A 16491-nucleotide genomic window follows, 5' to 3' on the forward strand; every position below is an offset into this window, starting at 1 on the left:
TTTTAACGAATGAACGTTCGATAGAAAACCATAAGTTTTTGTATGTTTTTGGGGGATTCGGACATGGTATTAATACAGTAAATTTTTCAAGGAGATGTTAAAAATGGGAAGCCCTTATCTTTGCCCTAGCTGCAAAACAAATCGAACGCGCTTTAATATTATTGAACAAAATGCAAAACCTGTAAAAATGGACCCAAGAAGCGGAGACGTCGTAGAAGAATACACAAACGATACGCTCGATGCCTTTCACGCTGCTTATAACGGACCGCAAAAACGTATTCAGTGCGGAGCTTGCGGCTTAGTAGAAGATGAGACCATGTTTGTACGACATGCTGAATCCAATAAACTTCAATAAAAAAGGTGAGGCTCTTTGGCCTCACCTTTAATCATGTAAATCTTTATGCTTTTTCTTGATCAAAAAGCAGGCATTCTCATCTAAAAAATTCATGTCTTTTCTTATACAAACATGCTAAAATACCTAAAAAAAGATATGGAGATGATGGTCATGTCATTTCTTCTTTCGCTTTTACCTTTCTCCTTTCTGAAGAAATGTCATTTTCCTTCAGGAAGAGAAGTTAATGAAGATAAAATGTTCGATAAAACGAATGTAGAGATGCTTCAACAGAGAGTCAAGCTAGTTTCACTTGCTCTTGTAGTTTCCTATCCTATTTATATTTATATAGGGTTTTCTTTACTTCAACATGCGGGGACATCTCAGTTTAGACATACACTAATTGGTATTCATTTCACTAGTTTTGCTCTCTCCTCTCTTTATTTATTTTTCTATTATGTTAGTAAGAGAAAAGAACGGTTTGCTAACTACTTAAGCACCATTGTATATGGCTATATACTTTATTACGTATTTGCTGCAGCACTTTCTACTATTAACAGTCAGCTTTTCACAGGTCGCGTAGACGTGTATATGATGATTTTGATTTCCACAGCTGTTTTATGTCCTATGAAATTAAAACATCTGTGCATCATTTTTATTCCTAACCATCTTTTTTTACTATACGGCTTATCACGATATGTACCAGATTCTTTTTCTCTTATTTCAAAGCAGATCAATACAACTGCAGCAGTTGCTATCGCTTTACTTATTTCGTACATTCTTTATACATACCGTCACAAAGAATATATGAATCATTTACAGCTAAAAGAAAGCGAACGTAATTTTTTTACGCTGTTCAAAATTAATCCCTATCCTTTACTATTAACGAGATTATCCGACCACAAAGTGCTGCTCATTAACAATAAAGCTATTCATTTTTACAATCTTGCTGCTCAAGATCTTGATCAAATAGACGGATTTATAATCTATCCTACTGATGAAGATCGAGAGGAGATTTTAAAACGTCTTCAACAAAAGAAATATGTAAAAAACCACATCCTAGAAGCACGTGAACATGGAGATTCTAAGTGGGTTATGATCAATTATGAATTACTAGAGTATCAAAGCGAAAGCTGCATACTCGCAGGTATTACCGATATAACCGATTTAAAAGCGGTTGAGCATGAATTGAGCTTACACGCTTCAACTGATATGCTAACCGGAATTTTAAATCGAAGAAGCGGAATGGAAAAACTGCAGCTGGAACTGCTGAGAGCTAAAACCAATCATACATCTTTTCTATTATGTTTTATCGATATTAATTCTTTAAAACTAGTAAATGATCAATACGGTCATAGAGAAGGCGACTGGCTTATTAAAACAATAGCAGAATCAATTAGTGGTTATATTAGCAAAGATGATACGCTCTTTCGCTACGGAGGCGATGAGTTTTTATTAATTGCTCCTGAACAAACGGAAGAATACGTACAAGAGCTGTGGCAAAATATTAATGAACAGCTAGAAGATAAAAAGAAAGAATTTAATAAGCCATATGCCCTGTCTGCGAGTTACGGATTTATTATATGTGCGCCTTCAGACGACACCAACCTAGATACATTAATTCAAAAAGCAGATGCTGCCATGTATAAGCAAAAACATACGCGCGTTTCTTCCGCCTTTAAGTAAATCATCGAAGTTCTTGCGCCATCGATTCGCTAAATAGAATGATCAAGGAATAAATCCGTGCATGGATTACGCATGCACTTTCTTTCTTTGCAAAGAAAAACTATAATAGATGATGCAAGCATTTTACTGATATATGGAAAGGACGTACATATGTTTACAATTAAAGAATATACAGCTGAACAATTGCAGGATCCATTTGGTCTCCTTCTAGGTGAACGCTATGAATTTCATTTATACATTGAGGTAGAAGAAGATGATGAATTATATACGGGCAACGACCTAGCACTACGCTTAGTATATATTAAAGGCAAAGATAACACTTCTATTGCCCAAACTCATTTTTACGAAGTTTCAACAAATAAAGTATTAGACTTCGACCTTGAAGAAGAGGAAGAAGAAGCTGTAAAAGAGTTTTGCGGGAAGCACTTACCTTCAGAGGAAGGTACAAATAACGAGGAATAATTAAAAGAGACTGGGACAAACGTATTTTAGTTGAAGGAAAATCCGAACAATGAATCGAGATTCTTGGTAGAGAATCAAACTCGTTCGGATTTTTTCATTGGTAGAGTGAACATAGGTTTTATGTATGTAACTGCTTCTAGCTGTTGTGTAAAAAACGATCCCTACTAGCTCATTTATCTCATTTGTTCGTCTGTAGATTAAATTGATTGCGTTATGTCCAATCCTCATTTTTGATTTCGTTTTTCCATTAGCTTTTTAACTACTTCTTTTGGCTCCCAGCATGTAAACTGATAAGAAGGACGGGTTTCATAGCCCAGTCTTTTGCATCGATATTTCATTCCCTTATCCAATTTAATACTTTGAAAATGTTGACATGTGGCACAGCAATGAAATGAACTCATGCCTTCCCTTCTTCCCTACTTTAATCTATTTTCTTAATCATACAAATAAAACAAATTTGTATAAAAAAAGCTGCCTGTCGGCAGCCTTCATATGTAGCGTTGAATTATAATTTTACAACATTCTCCGCTTGAGGTCCACGTTGACCTTCAACGATTTCAAATTCAACTTTTTGGCCTTCTTCTAATGTTTTGAAGCCTTCAGATTGGATAGCTGAAAAATGAACGAATACGTCATTTTCGCCTGGTACTTCGATAAAACCGAAGCCCTTTTCACTGTTAAACCATTTTACTGTACCTGTAGTAGCCATGTAAAAAACCTCCAAAAAATGTAAAAATTTTAATATGTTACTCTATATTTACATTTATACCGTAAATAAAAAATTCACATATTATAAAAGAGACCTACGCGAAGTAGATCTCCTTTATAACAAGTGAATTTTCACTAAATCTAATTCGAGTGTATGGTCAAACGTAGTATTCATTACATTTATTAAATTTGGTTGCGTTTACATTATACTATATCTATATGTAAAATGCAAATATTGGGCCATTCTTAGTATATGGCTCAGCCGTTTTGCAAAATATTGATCTTCCTTACGTCAACATGTTATCAATATGGGCGTCGATAATTTCTTTTCGTTTATTTTGCAGGGTCTCAAATAATAACTTAGCTTCTTCTGAAGTTAGTGCAAACGTTGTTGTTTCTTCATGGTTTTCTTCTTTTGTATGAAGCACAAATATGCTTTGTTGAATTCCACTCATACATATTCCTCCTTTTTCGATAGTATAGGCTTTTTTATATTTTTCATGTATGCTTCACACGTTTTTAACAAATTATAAGAAAGGTTAAAACTTATAAGGAGTGATACTATGAAGAAATCGTTTTTGTTTGTTGTAGGCTGCATGACGACCCTTTCTTTATTCGGCTGCAGCACAGCAGATCAAGGTAAAGATGGCGTCATTGATGATGATACAGTCCGCAACGTCACATATGAAAATGGAAACAATAAAACGAAAATGAATGACGTGAACGATACGCAAGATGTACAGCGTAACGAAAAAGAACAATATAACCAGTCGGGCGGAATGAGAGTAGCCGATGTGGCGGCTGATCGTATCGTAGCATTAAAAAACGTTAAAGATGCTAACGTAATCGTAACCGATCATACAGCTTACGTAGCAGCTGTGTTAGACGATAACAAAGAAGGTAATCTCACAAAAGATATGGAGCATAAGATCGCACATGAAGTGAGAAAAGCTGACGGCAGTGTTCATCGAGTGTTTGTATCAACAAACCCTGACTTTGTAAACCGTATGAACGGATATGTAGACAAGCTTCAAACCGGCAAACCAGTCTCTGGACTGTTTGATGAGTTTTCAGAAGTTGTTCGCCGCGTATTCCCGAACTCACGCTAATATACATGAATGTCAAAAGAGCATTTTACGAAATGCTCTTTTTATTTTATTTTTTGCATAAAATATTGCATAAAAAATGCGCTTATAAATTTCTGAATATTTTTATTTTACTTTATTTTGAAAACGATTTCATTTCTATAATATAAAGGTTTAGGGGATTTTAGACTTAGGTAATTTACGGTTTTGTGGGTTGATAGTAAGGGGAAAGTTTGTTAGTTTTAGAAACCATAAGATGTTTGCATGGCGAGCACTGCTCGTTTCATGCATAAAAAATGCATAAAGGGGAGATTTGGTGGATATTGGTGTTTATATTTCACTGGGCATTTATTTTGTAGGAATGCTTGGAATAGGATGGTATGCCTACACAAAAACAACTCAGGACGTATCGGGTTACATGCTAGGCGGACGCGGACTAGGTCCGGCCGTTACTGCGCTTTCAGCTGGCGCTTCAGATATGAGTGGATGGATGTTAATGGGGCTTCCAGGATCCATGTATGTGACAGGTCTTTCAAGTTTATGGCTTGCAGTAGGTTTATCTATTGGTGCTTATTTAAATTATTTAATCCTCGCTCCGCGTCTTCGCACTTATACGGAAGTAGCGAATGACTCCATTACAATTCCAGACTTTTTTGAAAATCGCTTTGGCGACCATGCCAAGATTCTTCGAACCGTATCAGCGATTGTTATCTTTATTTTCTTCACTCTTTACACTTCAGCTGGTATGGTATCAGGCGGACGATTATTCGAATCGGCATTTGGTGTGAATTATCAAATTGGCTTATTTGTAACAGCATCTGTTGTTATTGCCTACACCCTTTTCGGTGGATTTTTAGCCGTTAGTTTAACAGATTTTGTTCAAGGTGTTATTATGTTTCTTGCCTTAGTTTTAGTACCTATTGTAGCTTTCACCAATGTTGGAGGCGTTAACACAACAATAGATATTGTACAGGACATTAATCCAGCATACCTTGACATTTTTAAAGGTACGACCGTTTTAGGTATTATATCTTTCTTAGCCTGGGGACTTGGCTATTTCGGACAGCCTCATATTATCGTTCGCTTTATGGCTATCTCTTCTGTTAAGGAGTTAAAACCCGCACGTCGTATTGGAATGAGCTGGATGATTATTTCTATTATTGGTGCTATGCTGACAGGACTGGTTGGGATTGCATATGTAGAAAAAACAGGTATGAAATTAGCAGATCCTGAAACTATTTTTATTAAATTTGCGGATATACTCTTCAATCCGTTAATTACTGGATTCTTATATGCAGCTTTACTAGCGGCAATTATGAGTACCATTTCTTCTCAGCTGCTTGTAACGGCAAGCTCTGTTACAGAAGACTTTTATAAAACATTTTTCCGACGCAAGGCCTCTGACAAAGAGCTTGTAACGGTTGGAAGAGCTGCAGTTTTAGGTGTTGCAATTATTGGCATTTTGCTTTCTTTAAAACCTAGTGATACGATTTTAGGACTGGTTGGATATGCTTGGGCTGGATTTGGTTCAGCTTTTGGTCCTGCTATTTTACTAAGTCTTTACTGGAAACGTATGACTCGATGGGGAGCACTTGCAGGGATGATTGTAGGTGCTGCTACAGTATTAATTTGGGTAAATACTCCATTGAAGGATGCCCTTTACGAAATGATTCCTGGATTTTTCTTAAGCTTGCTGGCTGTTATTGTAGTAAGTCTGTTAACAAAAAAGCCTTCAAAAGCTGTAGAAGATCAATTTAGAAACATGGAAAGCGTATTAGAACAGCATACAAAATAGTAAAAAAAGTACACAAGTCGTAACTTGTGTACTTTTTGCTTTTAATGCAAGCCATGTTGTCATATATATGTACTAAAGACAGATTAAGGAGGGTTTTTACATGCAACATTCTTATTTCCCTTACGAACCTACACAGCAACTGCGCGTAGATACACAAAATAGAGAAATTAAAGTAATTGGTGAAGGAAGTGTTTCAGCAGTTCCAAATGAAATTTCCATGACGATTGGAACCCGCACGGAAAACCGAGACGTTCAAGAAGCCTTAAAAGAAAATTCAGCTGTTTCAAATACTTTGCTGCAAGAAATAAAAAAACTTGGAATCAATGACCAGCAAATTGAAACAGCTTCGTTCACCATAAATCCTAAATATGATTACAGTGATGGAAAATCGACTCTTACTGGATACGAAGTACAGCACTTATTTAGAGTAAGAGTACAAGATGTAAAACAAGCTGGCGATGTCTATAACGCTACTTTTTCAAGCGGCGCCAACGTAGCGCAAGATCTTCAATTCCACGTTACAAATGATGATAAATATGAACAAGAAGCGATAAGTAAAGCTTTGCTTAACGCTAAAGAAAAGGCCTTTACCATTGCCAACACGCTGCAGCTCCCTATTAACCAAATCCCCATTTTAATCGAAGAAGGCCCCGTCTATCAGTCATCTGGCTCCTCGCCTAAGTTATTAGCAGCCTCTCCCCCTATTCAAGCTCAGTCCTTGACTGTATCTGCTTCTGTAAAAGTTACGTACACGTATTAATACTTATGGTAAACTATAGATTATTATAATGAAGAAACTAATCTAAAGGAGCTCTTTGCACAATGACTTCTGAACATTTACTAGCAGCTTATCAAACCCTATGGTTGAACCGTTCGTTCGCTTCTAAACAAGCCATGACAAGTGAAGATCAGCTTCACGAAGCCATTATGAAGGATTTAAAAGATGAAATGACTCATCCACGCGTCCGGCAAACACCGTATGTAAAATATCACCTTGGCATAAAAAGAATTCTAAACAGCAGTCTTTCCTCTGATGAAAAAGTTGCGCTTACGTCCCTATACACAAACCTTTTAGATAGCTGTATATAACGGATATCAATCCAGTGTAAAGACGAACAAATGGGATAAAGGAGCTGAACCGCTAGAAGCAACGAAATAGATGAAACCTACGTTCACCGTGACAACAAAAAACAAGAACTATTAATCAGTAATTTTGATTAATAGTTCTTGTTTAACTTTAACTACAATACTTTTGTCCCAGTCTCTTTTCTTTATTTAATTAACGCCTTTTCTTCTAAGCTTTGAAAAACAGCGTTAAAGTCTTGCTTCAAATCCTCAAATTCCTCTAACCCTACTGAAAGGCGAAGAAGTGAATCAGTAATTCCTTTTTCTTCACGCACTTCTTTTGGGATACTCGCATGAGACATTGTTGCAGGATGCGTTAGAATGGATTCAACTGCACCTAGACTAACGCCAATTGAAGCCAATTTGACTCCTTGTAAAATATGTCGCGCTACTTTTTCATCCTGTACTTGGAAAGAAATCATAGCTCCGTATCCATTTGCTTGTTCTGAAATCAGTTTGTGGTCCGGATGACTTTTTAAGCCCGGGTAGTATACACGGCTCACTAGAGATTGTTCTTCAAGCCACTTTGCAAACTGCAGCGCTGTTTTTAACTGCTGATCTAAACGAACTTTTAATGTCTTAATTCCTCGAAGCAGTAAAAAACAATCCTGCGGTCCTAAGATAGCACCAAAAGCATTTTGTACAAACTTTACTTCTTCTGCTAGCTTTTCATCGCTTACCACAACTAGACCGCCAATGACGTCACTGTGACCGCTGAGATATTTTGTAGCACTATGAATCACAATATTTACACCAAGGTCAATCGGCTGCTGTAGATAAGGTGTTAAAAACGTGTTATCCACAATTGTAAGGAGGTTGCGCTCCTTCGCCAAACTTGCTACTGCTTTAATATCCGTTACCTGTAAAAATGGATTTGAAGGGCTTTCGATATAAATAGCCTTCGTATCTTTTGTGATAGCTTCTTCTACTTTCTCAACCTTCGTTGTATCAACAAAAGTTGTTTTGATACCAAACTTTGAAAATAATCGTGTTAATACACGATATGTCCCGCCGTACGTATCATGTGAAACTAAAATTTCATCCCCTGATTCAAAAATAGATAACACCGATGAGATAGCAGCCATACCTGATGAAAAAGCAAAACCAGCGTATCCATTTTCTAGCTGAGCAATGGTGTTTTCTAAAGCCTCACGAGTTGGATTTCCTGAACGAGAATAGTCATAGCGGCCGTTGTTCGTCTCATCTTCTTGGTTAAATGTAGATACCTGATAAATAGGTACGTTAACCGCTCCAAAATGACCGTCAATTCCTGTATTTGCATGAATTAAGTTCGTACCAAATCTATGTTTATTATTGTTGGTATGCATCAAATGCCTCCTTCAAATCTTTAATTAAATCATCTGCGTGCTCAATTCCAACTGATAACCGCAGTAAACAGTTTGTTACTCCGACACGATTTCGAATTTCTTCCGGAATATCAGCATGTGTTTGACGAGCTGGGAATGTCATTAAACTTTCCACGCCTCCTAAGCTTTCTGCAAATGTAATAACTTTGACATTTTCTAAAAGTACTGACACGATGTCAGGGTGTGAGACAGCAAAAGAAATCATGCCTCCAAATCCAGTTGCTTGTTTCTTCATGATTTCATAGCCTGGATGTGTTTCAAGACCAGGGTAATACACTTTTTCCACGAGATCATGAGCAGTAAGCCAATTTGCAATTTTCAGTGCATTTTCATTATGCTTTTCCATACGAAGCGCTAGCGTTTTAACACCACGTAATAACAGCCAGCTATCCTGTGGACCTAAGATTGCCCCAGCTGCATTTTGATAAAAACGAATTTTCTCTCCTAAGCTACTACATCGAGCGACTACAAGACCAGCAACTACATCATTATGACCCCCAATGTATTTGCTTGCACTATGTATCACAATATCTGCTCCAAGCTCTAAAGGACGCTGATAATAAGGGGACATGAAGGTATTGTCAACGATGGTAAGCAAATCATGCTGTTTAGCTAACGCAATTGCTTCTGGCAAATCAGTCACGTGCATCATTGGATTCGTAGGTGTTTCAATAAATAAAGCTTTCGTATTGGGACGAAGCGCATCTTTTACTTGTTCGAGATGGGCTGTGTTGACGTACGAAACAGTAATTCCTTGCTCTGAAAAAATTTCATTTAGTACTCGGTACGTTCCTCCGTATAAATCCTCTGATACAATTAAATGATCTCCGTTTTTAAATAGTGCTAAAACTGCCATTACACCCGCCATTCCTGAAGCGAATGCTACTCCTACTTCTCCTTTTTCCAAAGCAGCAATTGCTTCTTCTAATGCTGTACGAGTAGGATTTGCCGTACGTGCATAGTCAAATCCTGTACTTTGCCCTAAAGCAGGATGAGCAAATGTTGATGCTTGGTAAATAGGGGTTGTAATAGAACCTGTTGAAGGGTCACGACCTACTCCTGAACGAACTAATAAAGTTTCAATTTTCATCTATTTCTCTCCTTAACTCAAAATAAAAAACACTCTTCACAGATGGAAGAGTGTTCGTTTATACACGATTTCTCTCATCTGTTAGAACAATACTGATGTTCCACAGGAATTAGCACCGTTCAAATGAATGTTTCATTTGATGGTTGCCGGGCATCGCAGGGCCAGTCCCTCCGCCACTCTGGATAAGAGTTCTATATAATTGTTGGTGGTTAACGTTTGTTGTTAATAACTTTAATAAAGATTTTCTATATTGTCAACATAATTTTCTAAAAAATTTAAATCGTCTCATTTGTTTATTCAATATACTTGTCCTGATAAACACATAAAAAAAGAGACGAAAGCGAGGTCTCTTTTTTTAAGGCAAGTGTACAGATTTTACGTGAGCTAACTTCCAATACATACTTTCTCCATTTGCCGTAATTAGTTCAACAATATTATTAGAAACTTCTTTAAGTACGCCAATCTTTTCTGATTGATCCCCTAAATCTAATACGACCAGCTGATTTTCATATTTTTTAAGCTGCTCTTCAAAGTTTCTGACAAAAGGTGCAGAGGCGGGCCTTACGGGGAGCTCTTTGTCACTTAAAGAATAAGGGGTTAACTCATTACTGTAAGGGGTAAGCCATTTCAAATGATGCAGAGAAACAAAGACATTTTTATACACTGGAGAATAAAACACAAGATAATCATTCAGCACGCTTGTGATATAGCCATGCAATGATTTCCCTCCCGTTACATAAATTTCAATAAATTTCCCTTTTGCCTGCTGTAAAATATTACGATAAGAAATCCGCTGACTTTCTTCTATCAAATTCTCTTCTATTTCACGTAAAACCGTATAGTCTTCTTCGGATACTTCCCGCAAACGATGCATGTGTAAAAGAGGAATATACAAATAATCATGTCCATTATACAAAACCATAATATCTAATCCAAGATCAATAAGTCTGCCAACAAATCTCGTTTTACCTGAAATATCCAACTCCACAATTTTATTGATATAATGATTCATACTCATACTCATTCTCCTCCTTTTTTCTATATGTTAGAAAAGGTGCTTTATAAGCACCTTTTATGTTCCATTTCATCATGCTTTCCAACGATAATTTTTCGTTTTAATAACTTTCTCGGCCGGTGCTGAAGAGCGTGAACCCGTACGGCGTCCTCGAGAGCGATCGTCTGTGCGTCCACCCGTACGGCGTCCTCCCGAGCGATCGTCTGTGCGTCCACCCGTGCGGCGTCCTCCCGAGCGATCGTCTGTGCGTCCACCCGTGCGGCGTCCTGTACGTTCTCCCGTACGGCTTCCTGTACGTTCTTCTGTAGACTTCGCAGCTTCAGCCTCTCCATTTTCTTCTGTTTCTTCATTATTTTGATTGTTATCGTTTTGCTTAAAAGCCCCTTTTGCTCCCACACAAATGGTTTTAACGTGTCTTGGCTGTAAGCGTAATACTTGATTATTCTGCACAAGTGTAAATGTACCATTTCGGCTTTGTACTAACACGCCCTCTACAGCTTCAGGTCCTCCATTATTGATTGATACCCATTTATGAGAAAGGTGGGCAAAAAGATCGTTAAAGCTTTTGGATTTCATATATTCTGGTTCTTGGCTCACTAAGAGTTCATTTGCAGATTGACTAGTTTGATCTCCGTTGTTGTTTTGATATTCACTCACACTCTTAACGTGTTCAGTATTAATATAGACGACACCGTCGTCCTCTGTGAGTAATACTATATAAGCAGATTCAAATGAACCTAAGACATCAAGAAGCTGACCTGCTTTTTTCTCAGGTCCACCTTGGTTAACCTGCACATATTTAGTTTTCATCAATGATAAAGTTGTAGCAAAAGTTTTTCCTCGATATAATTCTAATTCTGCGCTAATTCCAGTAAACGTTTGTGCCGAATTTGACATAGTATCTTCAGTGATACTTTTTACATGCGCTAAGTGATAATATACAAGTGTATATTCTTGTTGATTATTATTTTGGTTGTTTTGGTTGTTTTGGTTGTTTTGGTTGTTATTTTCACCATTATTGTTATTATTGTTGCTTTCCACTGCTAAGATTAAATAATCTGATTGCACGTCAACCAAATAACCTGTTTTAGATTCAGGTCCTCCACGATAAACGGTCACCACTCTTCCTTTTAGGGGTTTGAAGTGAGAAGAATAGCCTTTATCAGGCATTTGTATATTTCGGCTGCGTTTTTGGCTTGATTTTTGGCGTGGATTTTGATTTTGCCCTTGTTCTTGGCCATAGTAATAGTTACTCATTGTTTTTCCTCCTTATTAGTTATCCTTATTGGTCATTCATACTGTATATATACGTATCATGTACAGCTATTGATTTCCTGCATTTGCCTATTATTAACAAAATCCACTGTTGCCTATAAATTGCCTATAAATCTACCTCTTTTTAAAGAGTCAAAAGGTTATTTTCAATATATGCTGTTCGTTCTTTTATAAAAGACAGCATAAATTCCGGTTCTTTGTGAAATTGTTCCAAGTTATCTTTTACGTAAGGATCTTTTAATACATAAGGAGCAATATACTCATGCAGTTGATAAATGATTGGTTTCATGTATTCTATTGTAAATTGATTATTTAGAACATTGTTCATTTTTTGAATATACCGCTTTTTAATGCTGTTCACGGCCAGTAAGCGAGCTGTAAGCGTATTAAATCCTTGTGCGCGGACATAGTCTCCTTCCATTACTTTTCCATTTACATCTCTTCCCCAAGTTGCATCATAATCCCATGGAATCAGTTCAAAGCGCCCGCTTTCATGATTTAGATAGAGGGCATAGTTATGGACAAAACCGTCGTAATTCTGCATACAAATAATACCGACTAACCAAGATAAGTAGCGGTCGACGTTCAGGTACTTCTCAATATTCTGTTCGAATTCCGTATTTGTCCACGTATTAAGATTAAATATAAACTTTTCTAATTTTTCCTCATCCCCTTCTTTCACTGCTTTTTCTTCATATCCAGATAACAAAGTTGTTTTCGGCCTTTTATCCAAATCGCTCATCAAAGAAAAATTAGCATCTCCGTCCACTGCATAAAATATGGATCCATCCGCTAAATTTCTTTTTTTCAAAAATAGTTCATCTACCGATTCGAGTTGAAGATATATTCCTTCATTTTTCCCATTAATCTTAAGAGTGACAAACTGAGAATGAGGAGATAAAACGTCTAAAGAAGAGAAAAAATCGAGGGACAATTTGTTGCGCATAAGCGATGGATCTTTGTATTCAGCGTTTAGGTGTATTTCTTTGGCTCGCTGAAATATTTTTGGAGAATAAAATTCAATATAATATGACTTTTTTTTCATCTTCCGAATGTGGGAGCCTCTTAGCAGCAAATCAATATCGTAGCGTTTTTTGTTAAACTTCATCGTTGCCTGAACCGCTTCTTCTGACCAAATATCTCTTTGCATTTCCTTTAAATCTTTTACATTCACAAACAGAGCGTATTGAGGGATTTCTTTTTGCTTCATTATTCGACCACCTTTCTTCAATTATTAAAGTATATGAAGGGTAAATTCTCCATGATACCCCACCTCATCAACTATTTGCGCAAACTCCACTTTTGACTCATATCAAGGACAAGCATCAGTGCGTATTCTATTAATGCAAGACCTAGTCCAATTGACAAGGAGGTTTTTGTATTGCATATTACACCTGAAAAAATTAAAGAGGCTGCTGAAGCCCTGGAATGTACAGAACTGAAATCTTTTATGTTTCAAGAGCCAACTGCCGGTCCACTAACAAAGCCGCGTCGCTCTTCTCGTAGCACTGGCCGCTCTCGTCGTTCTACTCGTCGTTCTACTCGCCGTTCTACTCGCCGTTCTACTCGCCGTTCTACTCGCCGTTCTACTCGCCGTTCTACTCGCCGTTCTACTCGCCGCTCTCGTCGTTCACGTCGTTCTACTCGCCGCTCTCGTCGTTCTACTCGTCGTTCACGCCGTTCTACTCGCCGCTCTCGTCGTTCTACTCGTCGTTCACGTCGTTCTTCTCGTCGTTCACGTCGTGCTCGCCGTTCACGCCGCTCTTAATTTCTCTAAACACTCATCTTTATTGCAAAAAAAAGCCGAAGAACCATGAGTGTCTTCGGCGTTTTTTTCCACTTATAGTAGGGCACATTTGGAAATATACTAAGATGGGATGTTATTCATTTTACATAGAGAAGGAGAGGTTTTATGAAAAAAAGCAAGCATCAAATTTCAACTTCATCAACAACAGATGTCGAAGAAGTCAAACGTTTAAATGCTCAGTCTGGATTAACTTACAATGAAGTATTTACACTTCTTGGAGAAACCTATTTGAAAAATCAAAAGAAAAAATAATAAGCAGGGACTAGAAAACACCTTCTAGTCCTTATACTTTGAAAATCCCGGAAAACCCTTTAACTAGGGATGTTAATTGGTTCATGGCTCCCATCATCTGCCCCGCAGTATTCATCATCTTGTTCATATCGTAATTGCCATCACTCGATTTAAACTGAGACATTAATGACTGAAATTGAGAAGGCTGAGGCTTTTGTTGCTGAGCTTTAGGGTATGGATTAAAAGGCGCACCTGCATTATTGTACATGGGCTGCTGGTACATTCCGTTCATGTAGGGAATTTGCTGAGGACCAAAAGGCATTTGTTGCTGAGCGTACGGATGTTGCGGCATATAAGCTTCCGTCCATGGCTGCTGATGATACTGCGGAAATGGATGTACCTGACTTAAATCAAAACGTTCTGGTTGATGTTGCTCATAATACGGATAATGCTTACTTGTATACATGCAAAATCAATACCTCCTTTTTAATATTACATAATATATAGTATGTATGCAGAAATAAGAGGTGACGTTCGTCTACTTGTACTTTTGGAAAACACATTCAAAAATATGTAGGTTTCTGTCGAAAGTTTAAATTTTTCAAAAAAACGAGATTATTTAAATATATGGTACGATAAGAACAAGTGATACTACGATACGTAGTGGCACAAATGGGGATTAGGAGGGAATTTACATGTATGTGAACGAACTTCAAGAAGCTTTTATTGCGGTGAAACAGTATGAGCCGCAGTCAAGTAATGAATTACTCGATTTTGCTCAGCAGCAATATTTAAAAGGTTTTTTAACTCCTATGAATTACAAAGCCGCTGTACGTGAACTCGAACAAATTGGAGCTACTAAGCCCGATTTTAGTGCACAAGATGATTAATTTTTTTTACTACCACCGAGAAATCGGTGGTTTCTTTGTTTCCTATAAAGTGGACACATACTTCTTTTTTGACTTGTTTATACTATAAAAGCTTTAACGTAGTATTCAATAAAGGAGGTCTATCTCATGAGTCGTGGAAAACATTTTGATCATAAAAAGCAAGGCCAAAGTGCAGTAACTAAAACAAATAACGCCGTTGCTTCTAAACATACTGAAAAAGTTGATTATCATATCGATACAGTCGCTTCACAAGATCACCCAGCTGTTTCTATCCAATCTCAAAAAGATTTTGATTAACTTTTTTGATTGATATGATAAAAAGAGGCTGGGACATAACAAAATGAATCCAATCTTGAGACGAACAAATGGGATACATGAGCTGAACCGCTTATGACACCGCAGTTGATCTCCGTGCAAGGCTTCGCTTTCCGCGGGAGTAGGAGTCTTCGCCTTGCTCTCCAATCAACTGCTAGAAGGAACAAAACAAATGAAACCTATGCTTCTCATCAAAAAAAAAACGAACTACGAATCAAAAATTTTGATCGATAGTTCGTTTTTCATTTCGTGTAAAATACTTTTGTCACAATCTCATACATAGAAAATCCCCACCTTATAAGTCTCAACGGAAGGCCGGGATTAATTATTCAATATCGACTCGAGCACATACTTATTTGAGTGATACATCTTTTTAAATCGCTTTTCTCGCGTCTCGGGATAAAACGACTGTAGTACAACGTTTTGTAAATTTTCTTTTAACGTCTCTACTTGATTAACATGAATATATTTTGGTCGCTCTTTCTTCAGCCATTCCGTTACGAGACTAGCCCATTCATCAAGTTCTTTGAAGAAAATATCTCCATAAGGCTTTACTTCTTCAAAAAATTTCACTTCATAATTTTCTTCCTGTTGAATAGACGCTAATCGTTCTACAGCTACTTCATTATATTGAAACATGATCTCCGTACTTTTTTTCACATCTTCATTCATCGTTATTCGTCACCTCTACGATGACTATTGTAACATAAACAGTCTTTATACTGTATGAAGAACCATTTCTCTTCGGCTTCTATTCCATTCTGTTTCGGAAGGCATGCTTTCATACACAGCTACTTCAATTTCTTGCAGTGATTGGTCAATGCGATGAACTTGTTCCATATATGTTTCTTCACAATGTGTAAATGCTTCATTTATAGATGTAGACATCGTTTTATCCACTAAATCTACTTGCTCTAGTAAGCTATCTAATAAAGTCATCATTTCGCTTGTTTTAACCATACTTTGTTTCATCGCCATCCCTCCAAATTTTCCTTTGCATAACGTATTCTCTCTTTTCTTCATTGTCCCTTCACACATGACAAAACTAGTTTCTATTCGTCAAAGAAAGATGTTTTCGACATTTTCATTTATGGTGAATCGAAAGTGAACATATTGAAAACACTAGTATAGACATTTCAGCTAAGCAGATACATTCCGCTGCTGAACGTTTATTACAACATGATAGGAGGTGCCTAGATATGGCCAACAAACAGCAAAAATCACAGCCTAAAAATAAGCCTGAAACAAAAACCTACGGTGATCCTAAAAAGTTAAACGGTCCTAACCAGCCTTCTACTTAAGAACAAAA

At 37.2% G+C, this 16491-nt stretch carries 23 protein-coding genes and 1 riboswitch; of the genes, 12 read left to right on the top strand and 11 right to left on the bottom strand.

Features of this window, described 5'->3' with window-relative positions:
* Positions 1–103: 103 nt before the first annotated feature.
* From AC0KUU_RS13165 to AC0KUU_RS13175, 3 genes are all read left to right on the top strand, one after another.
* On the top strand, positions 104–355 hold the full coding sequence (locus tag AC0KUU_RS13165; protein ID WP_013056134.1) for a hypothetical protein: 252 nt from the start codon (positions 104–106) through the stop codon (positions 353–355).
* Positions 356–505: 150 nt separating this feature from the next.
* Positions 506–2017, top strand: coding sequence for a sensor domain-containing diguanylate cyclase (locus AC0KUU_RS13170; RefSeq protein ID WP_322551885.1), 1512 nt, complete (start codon positions 506–508; stop codon positions 2015–2017).
* 150 nt (positions 2018–2167) lie between these two features.
* Positions 2168–2479 (top strand): DUF6509 family protein, encoded by a 312-nt coding sequence (locus tag AC0KUU_RS13175; protein WP_043980580.1) that lies wholly within the window; start codon positions 2168–2170, stop codon positions 2477–2479.
* 224 nt (positions 2480–2703) lie between these two features.
* Here AC0KUU_RS13175 and AC0KUU_RS13180 read toward each other — a convergent pair whose 3' ends face one another.
* The 3 genes from AC0KUU_RS13180 to AC0KUU_RS13190 form a co-directional block, all read right to left on the bottom strand.
* Positions 2704–2880, bottom strand: coding sequence for a hypothetical protein (locus AC0KUU_RS13180; protein WP_165575379.1), 177 nt, complete (start codon positions 2878–2880; stop codon positions 2704–2706).
* Positions 2881–2984: 104 nt separating this feature from the next.
* On the bottom strand, positions 2985–3188 hold the full coding sequence (locus AC0KUU_RS13185) for a cold-shock protein (RefSeq protein ID WP_013056130.1): 204 nt from the start codon (positions 3186–3188) through the stop codon (positions 2985–2987).
* A 286-nt stretch (positions 3189–3474) separates the two neighbouring features.
* Entirely contained in the window at positions 3475–3642 is a 168-nt protein-coding gene (locus tag AC0KUU_RS13190; protein WP_013056129.1) for a hypothetical protein, read from the bottom strand.
* Between the two features lie 108 nt (positions 3643–3750).
* On the opposite strand from AC0KUU_RS13190, the gene AC0KUU_RS13195 reads away from it, so the two are divergent.
* From AC0KUU_RS13195 to AC0KUU_RS13210, 4 genes are all read left to right on the top strand, one after another.
* On the top strand, positions 3751–4296 hold the full coding sequence (locus tag AC0KUU_RS13195; protein ID WP_016763474.1) for a YhcN/YlaJ family sporulation lipoprotein: 546 nt from the start codon (positions 3751–3753) through the stop codon (positions 4294–4296).
* A 337-nt stretch (positions 4297–4633) separates the two neighbouring features.
* Positions 4634–6067, top strand: coding sequence for a sodium/proline symporter PutP (gene putP, locus AC0KUU_RS13200; RefSeq protein ID WP_372482328.1), 1434 nt, complete (start codon positions 4634–4636; stop codon positions 6065–6067).
* A gap of 100 nt (positions 6068–6167) precedes the next feature.
* The gene (locus tag AC0KUU_RS13205; protein ID WP_016763472.1) at positions 6168–6827 is read left to right on the top strand and encodes an SIMPL domain-containing protein; all 660 of its coding nucleotides are present in this window, start codon (positions 6168–6170) and stop codon (positions 6825–6827) included.
* 62 nt (positions 6828–6889) lie between these two features.
* Positions 6890–7156 carry a hypothetical protein gene (locus AC0KUU_RS13210; protein ID WP_013082344.1) on the top strand — a complete coding sequence of 89 codons (267 nt, stop codon included), beginning with the start codon at positions 6890–6892 and terminating at the stop codon, positions 7154–7156.
* Between the two features lie 182 nt (positions 7157–7338).
* Here the strand turns inward: AC0KUU_RS13210 and AC0KUU_RS13215 are convergent, their stop codons facing one another.
* From AC0KUU_RS13215 to AC0KUU_RS13235, 5 genes are all read right to left on the bottom strand, one after another.
* Positions 7339–8520 (bottom strand): trans-sulfuration enzyme family protein, encoded by a 1182-nt coding sequence (locus AC0KUU_RS13215; protein WP_043979474.1) that lies wholly within the window; start codon positions 8518–8520, stop codon positions 7339–7341.
* Positions 8504–9649, bottom strand: a complete 1146-nt coding sequence (locus AC0KUU_RS13220) for a trans-sulfuration enzyme family protein (protein WP_034653411.1) — start codon at positions 9647–9649, stop codon at positions 8504–8506. Before AC0KUU_RS13220 ends, AC0KUU_RS13215 begins: the two co-directional genes overlap by 17 nt.
* Positions 9650–9720: 71 nt before the next feature.
* Positions 9721–9838, bottom strand: a riboswitch (SAM riboswitch).
* Positions 9839–10004: 166 nt separating this feature from the next.
* Complete coding sequence (locus AC0KUU_RS13225) at positions 10005–10667, bottom strand: hypothetical protein (protein WP_043979476.1); 663 nt, start codon at positions 10665–10667, stop codon at positions 10005–10007.
* Between the two features lie 69 nt (positions 10668–10736).
* Complete coding sequence (locus AC0KUU_RS13230) at positions 10737–11834, bottom strand: spore coat protein (protein ID WP_473452767.1); 1098 nt, start codon at positions 11832–11834, stop codon at positions 10737–10739.
* Positions 11835–12063: 229 nt separating this feature from the next.
* The gene (locus tag AC0KUU_RS13235; RefSeq protein ID WP_322551883.1) at positions 12064–13149 is read right to left on the bottom strand and encodes a CotH kinase family protein; all 1086 of its coding nucleotides are present in this window, start codon (positions 13147–13149) and stop codon (positions 12064–12066) included.
* Positions 13150–13320: 171 nt separating this feature from the next.
* Between AC0KUU_RS13235 and AC0KUU_RS13240 the strand changes: the two genes are divergently transcribed.
* Complete coding sequence (locus AC0KUU_RS13240) at positions 13321–13707, top strand: CotG/ExsB N-terminal domain-containing protein (protein ID WP_340597709.1); 387 nt, start codon at positions 13321–13323, stop codon at positions 13705–13707.
* Between the two features lie 144 nt (positions 13708–13851).
* The gene (locus AC0KUU_RS13245; protein ID WP_016763466.1) at positions 13852–13998 is read left to right on the top strand and encodes a hypothetical protein; all 147 of its coding nucleotides are present in this window, start codon (positions 13852–13854) and stop codon (positions 13996–13998) included.
* A 31-nt stretch (positions 13999–14029) separates the two neighbouring features.
* Here the strand turns inward: AC0KUU_RS13245 and AC0KUU_RS13250 are convergent, their stop codons facing one another.
* Entirely contained in the window at positions 14030–14443 is a 414-nt protein-coding gene (locus AC0KUU_RS13250) for a YppG family protein (RefSeq protein ID WP_013056116.1), read from the bottom strand.
* A 229-nt stretch (positions 14444–14672) separates the two neighbouring features.
* On the opposite strand from AC0KUU_RS13250, the gene AC0KUU_RS13255 reads away from it, so the two are divergent.
* A complete protein-coding gene (locus AC0KUU_RS13255) occupies positions 14673–14867 on the top strand; it encodes a YppF family protein (RefSeq protein WP_013056115.1) in 195 nt (64 codons plus the stop codon).
* Between the two features lie 126 nt (positions 14868–14993).
* Complete coding sequence (locus tag AC0KUU_RS13260) at positions 14994–15164, top strand: hypothetical protein (RefSeq protein ID WP_013056114.1); 171 nt, start codon at positions 14994–14996, stop codon at positions 15162–15164.
* Positions 15165–15503: 339 nt separating this feature from the next.
* On the opposite strand, the gene AC0KUU_RS13265 is transcribed toward AC0KUU_RS13260, so the two are convergent.
* Both AC0KUU_RS13265 and AC0KUU_RS13270 read right to left on the bottom strand, forming a co-directional pair.
* Positions 15504–15854 (bottom strand): YppE family protein, encoded by a 351-nt coding sequence (locus AC0KUU_RS13265; RefSeq protein WP_013056113.1) that lies wholly within the window; start codon positions 15852–15854, stop codon positions 15504–15506.
* A gap of 45 nt (positions 15855–15899) precedes the next feature.
* The gene (locus AC0KUU_RS13270; RefSeq protein WP_013056112.1) at positions 15900–16154 is read right to left on the bottom strand and encodes a hypothetical protein; all 255 of its coding nucleotides are present in this window, start codon (positions 16152–16154) and stop codon (positions 15900–15902) included.
* Positions 16155–16381: 227 nt separating this feature from the next.
* Between AC0KUU_RS13270 and AC0KUU_RS13275 the strand changes: the two genes are divergently transcribed.
* Positions 16382–16483 (top strand): hypothetical protein, encoded by a 102-nt coding sequence (locus AC0KUU_RS13275; RefSeq protein WP_016763465.1) that lies wholly within the window; start codon positions 16382–16384, stop codon positions 16481–16483.
* Positions 16484–16491: the final 8 nt, after the last annotated feature.

It is taken from the genome of Priestia sp. ST2 (assembly GCF_055810735.1).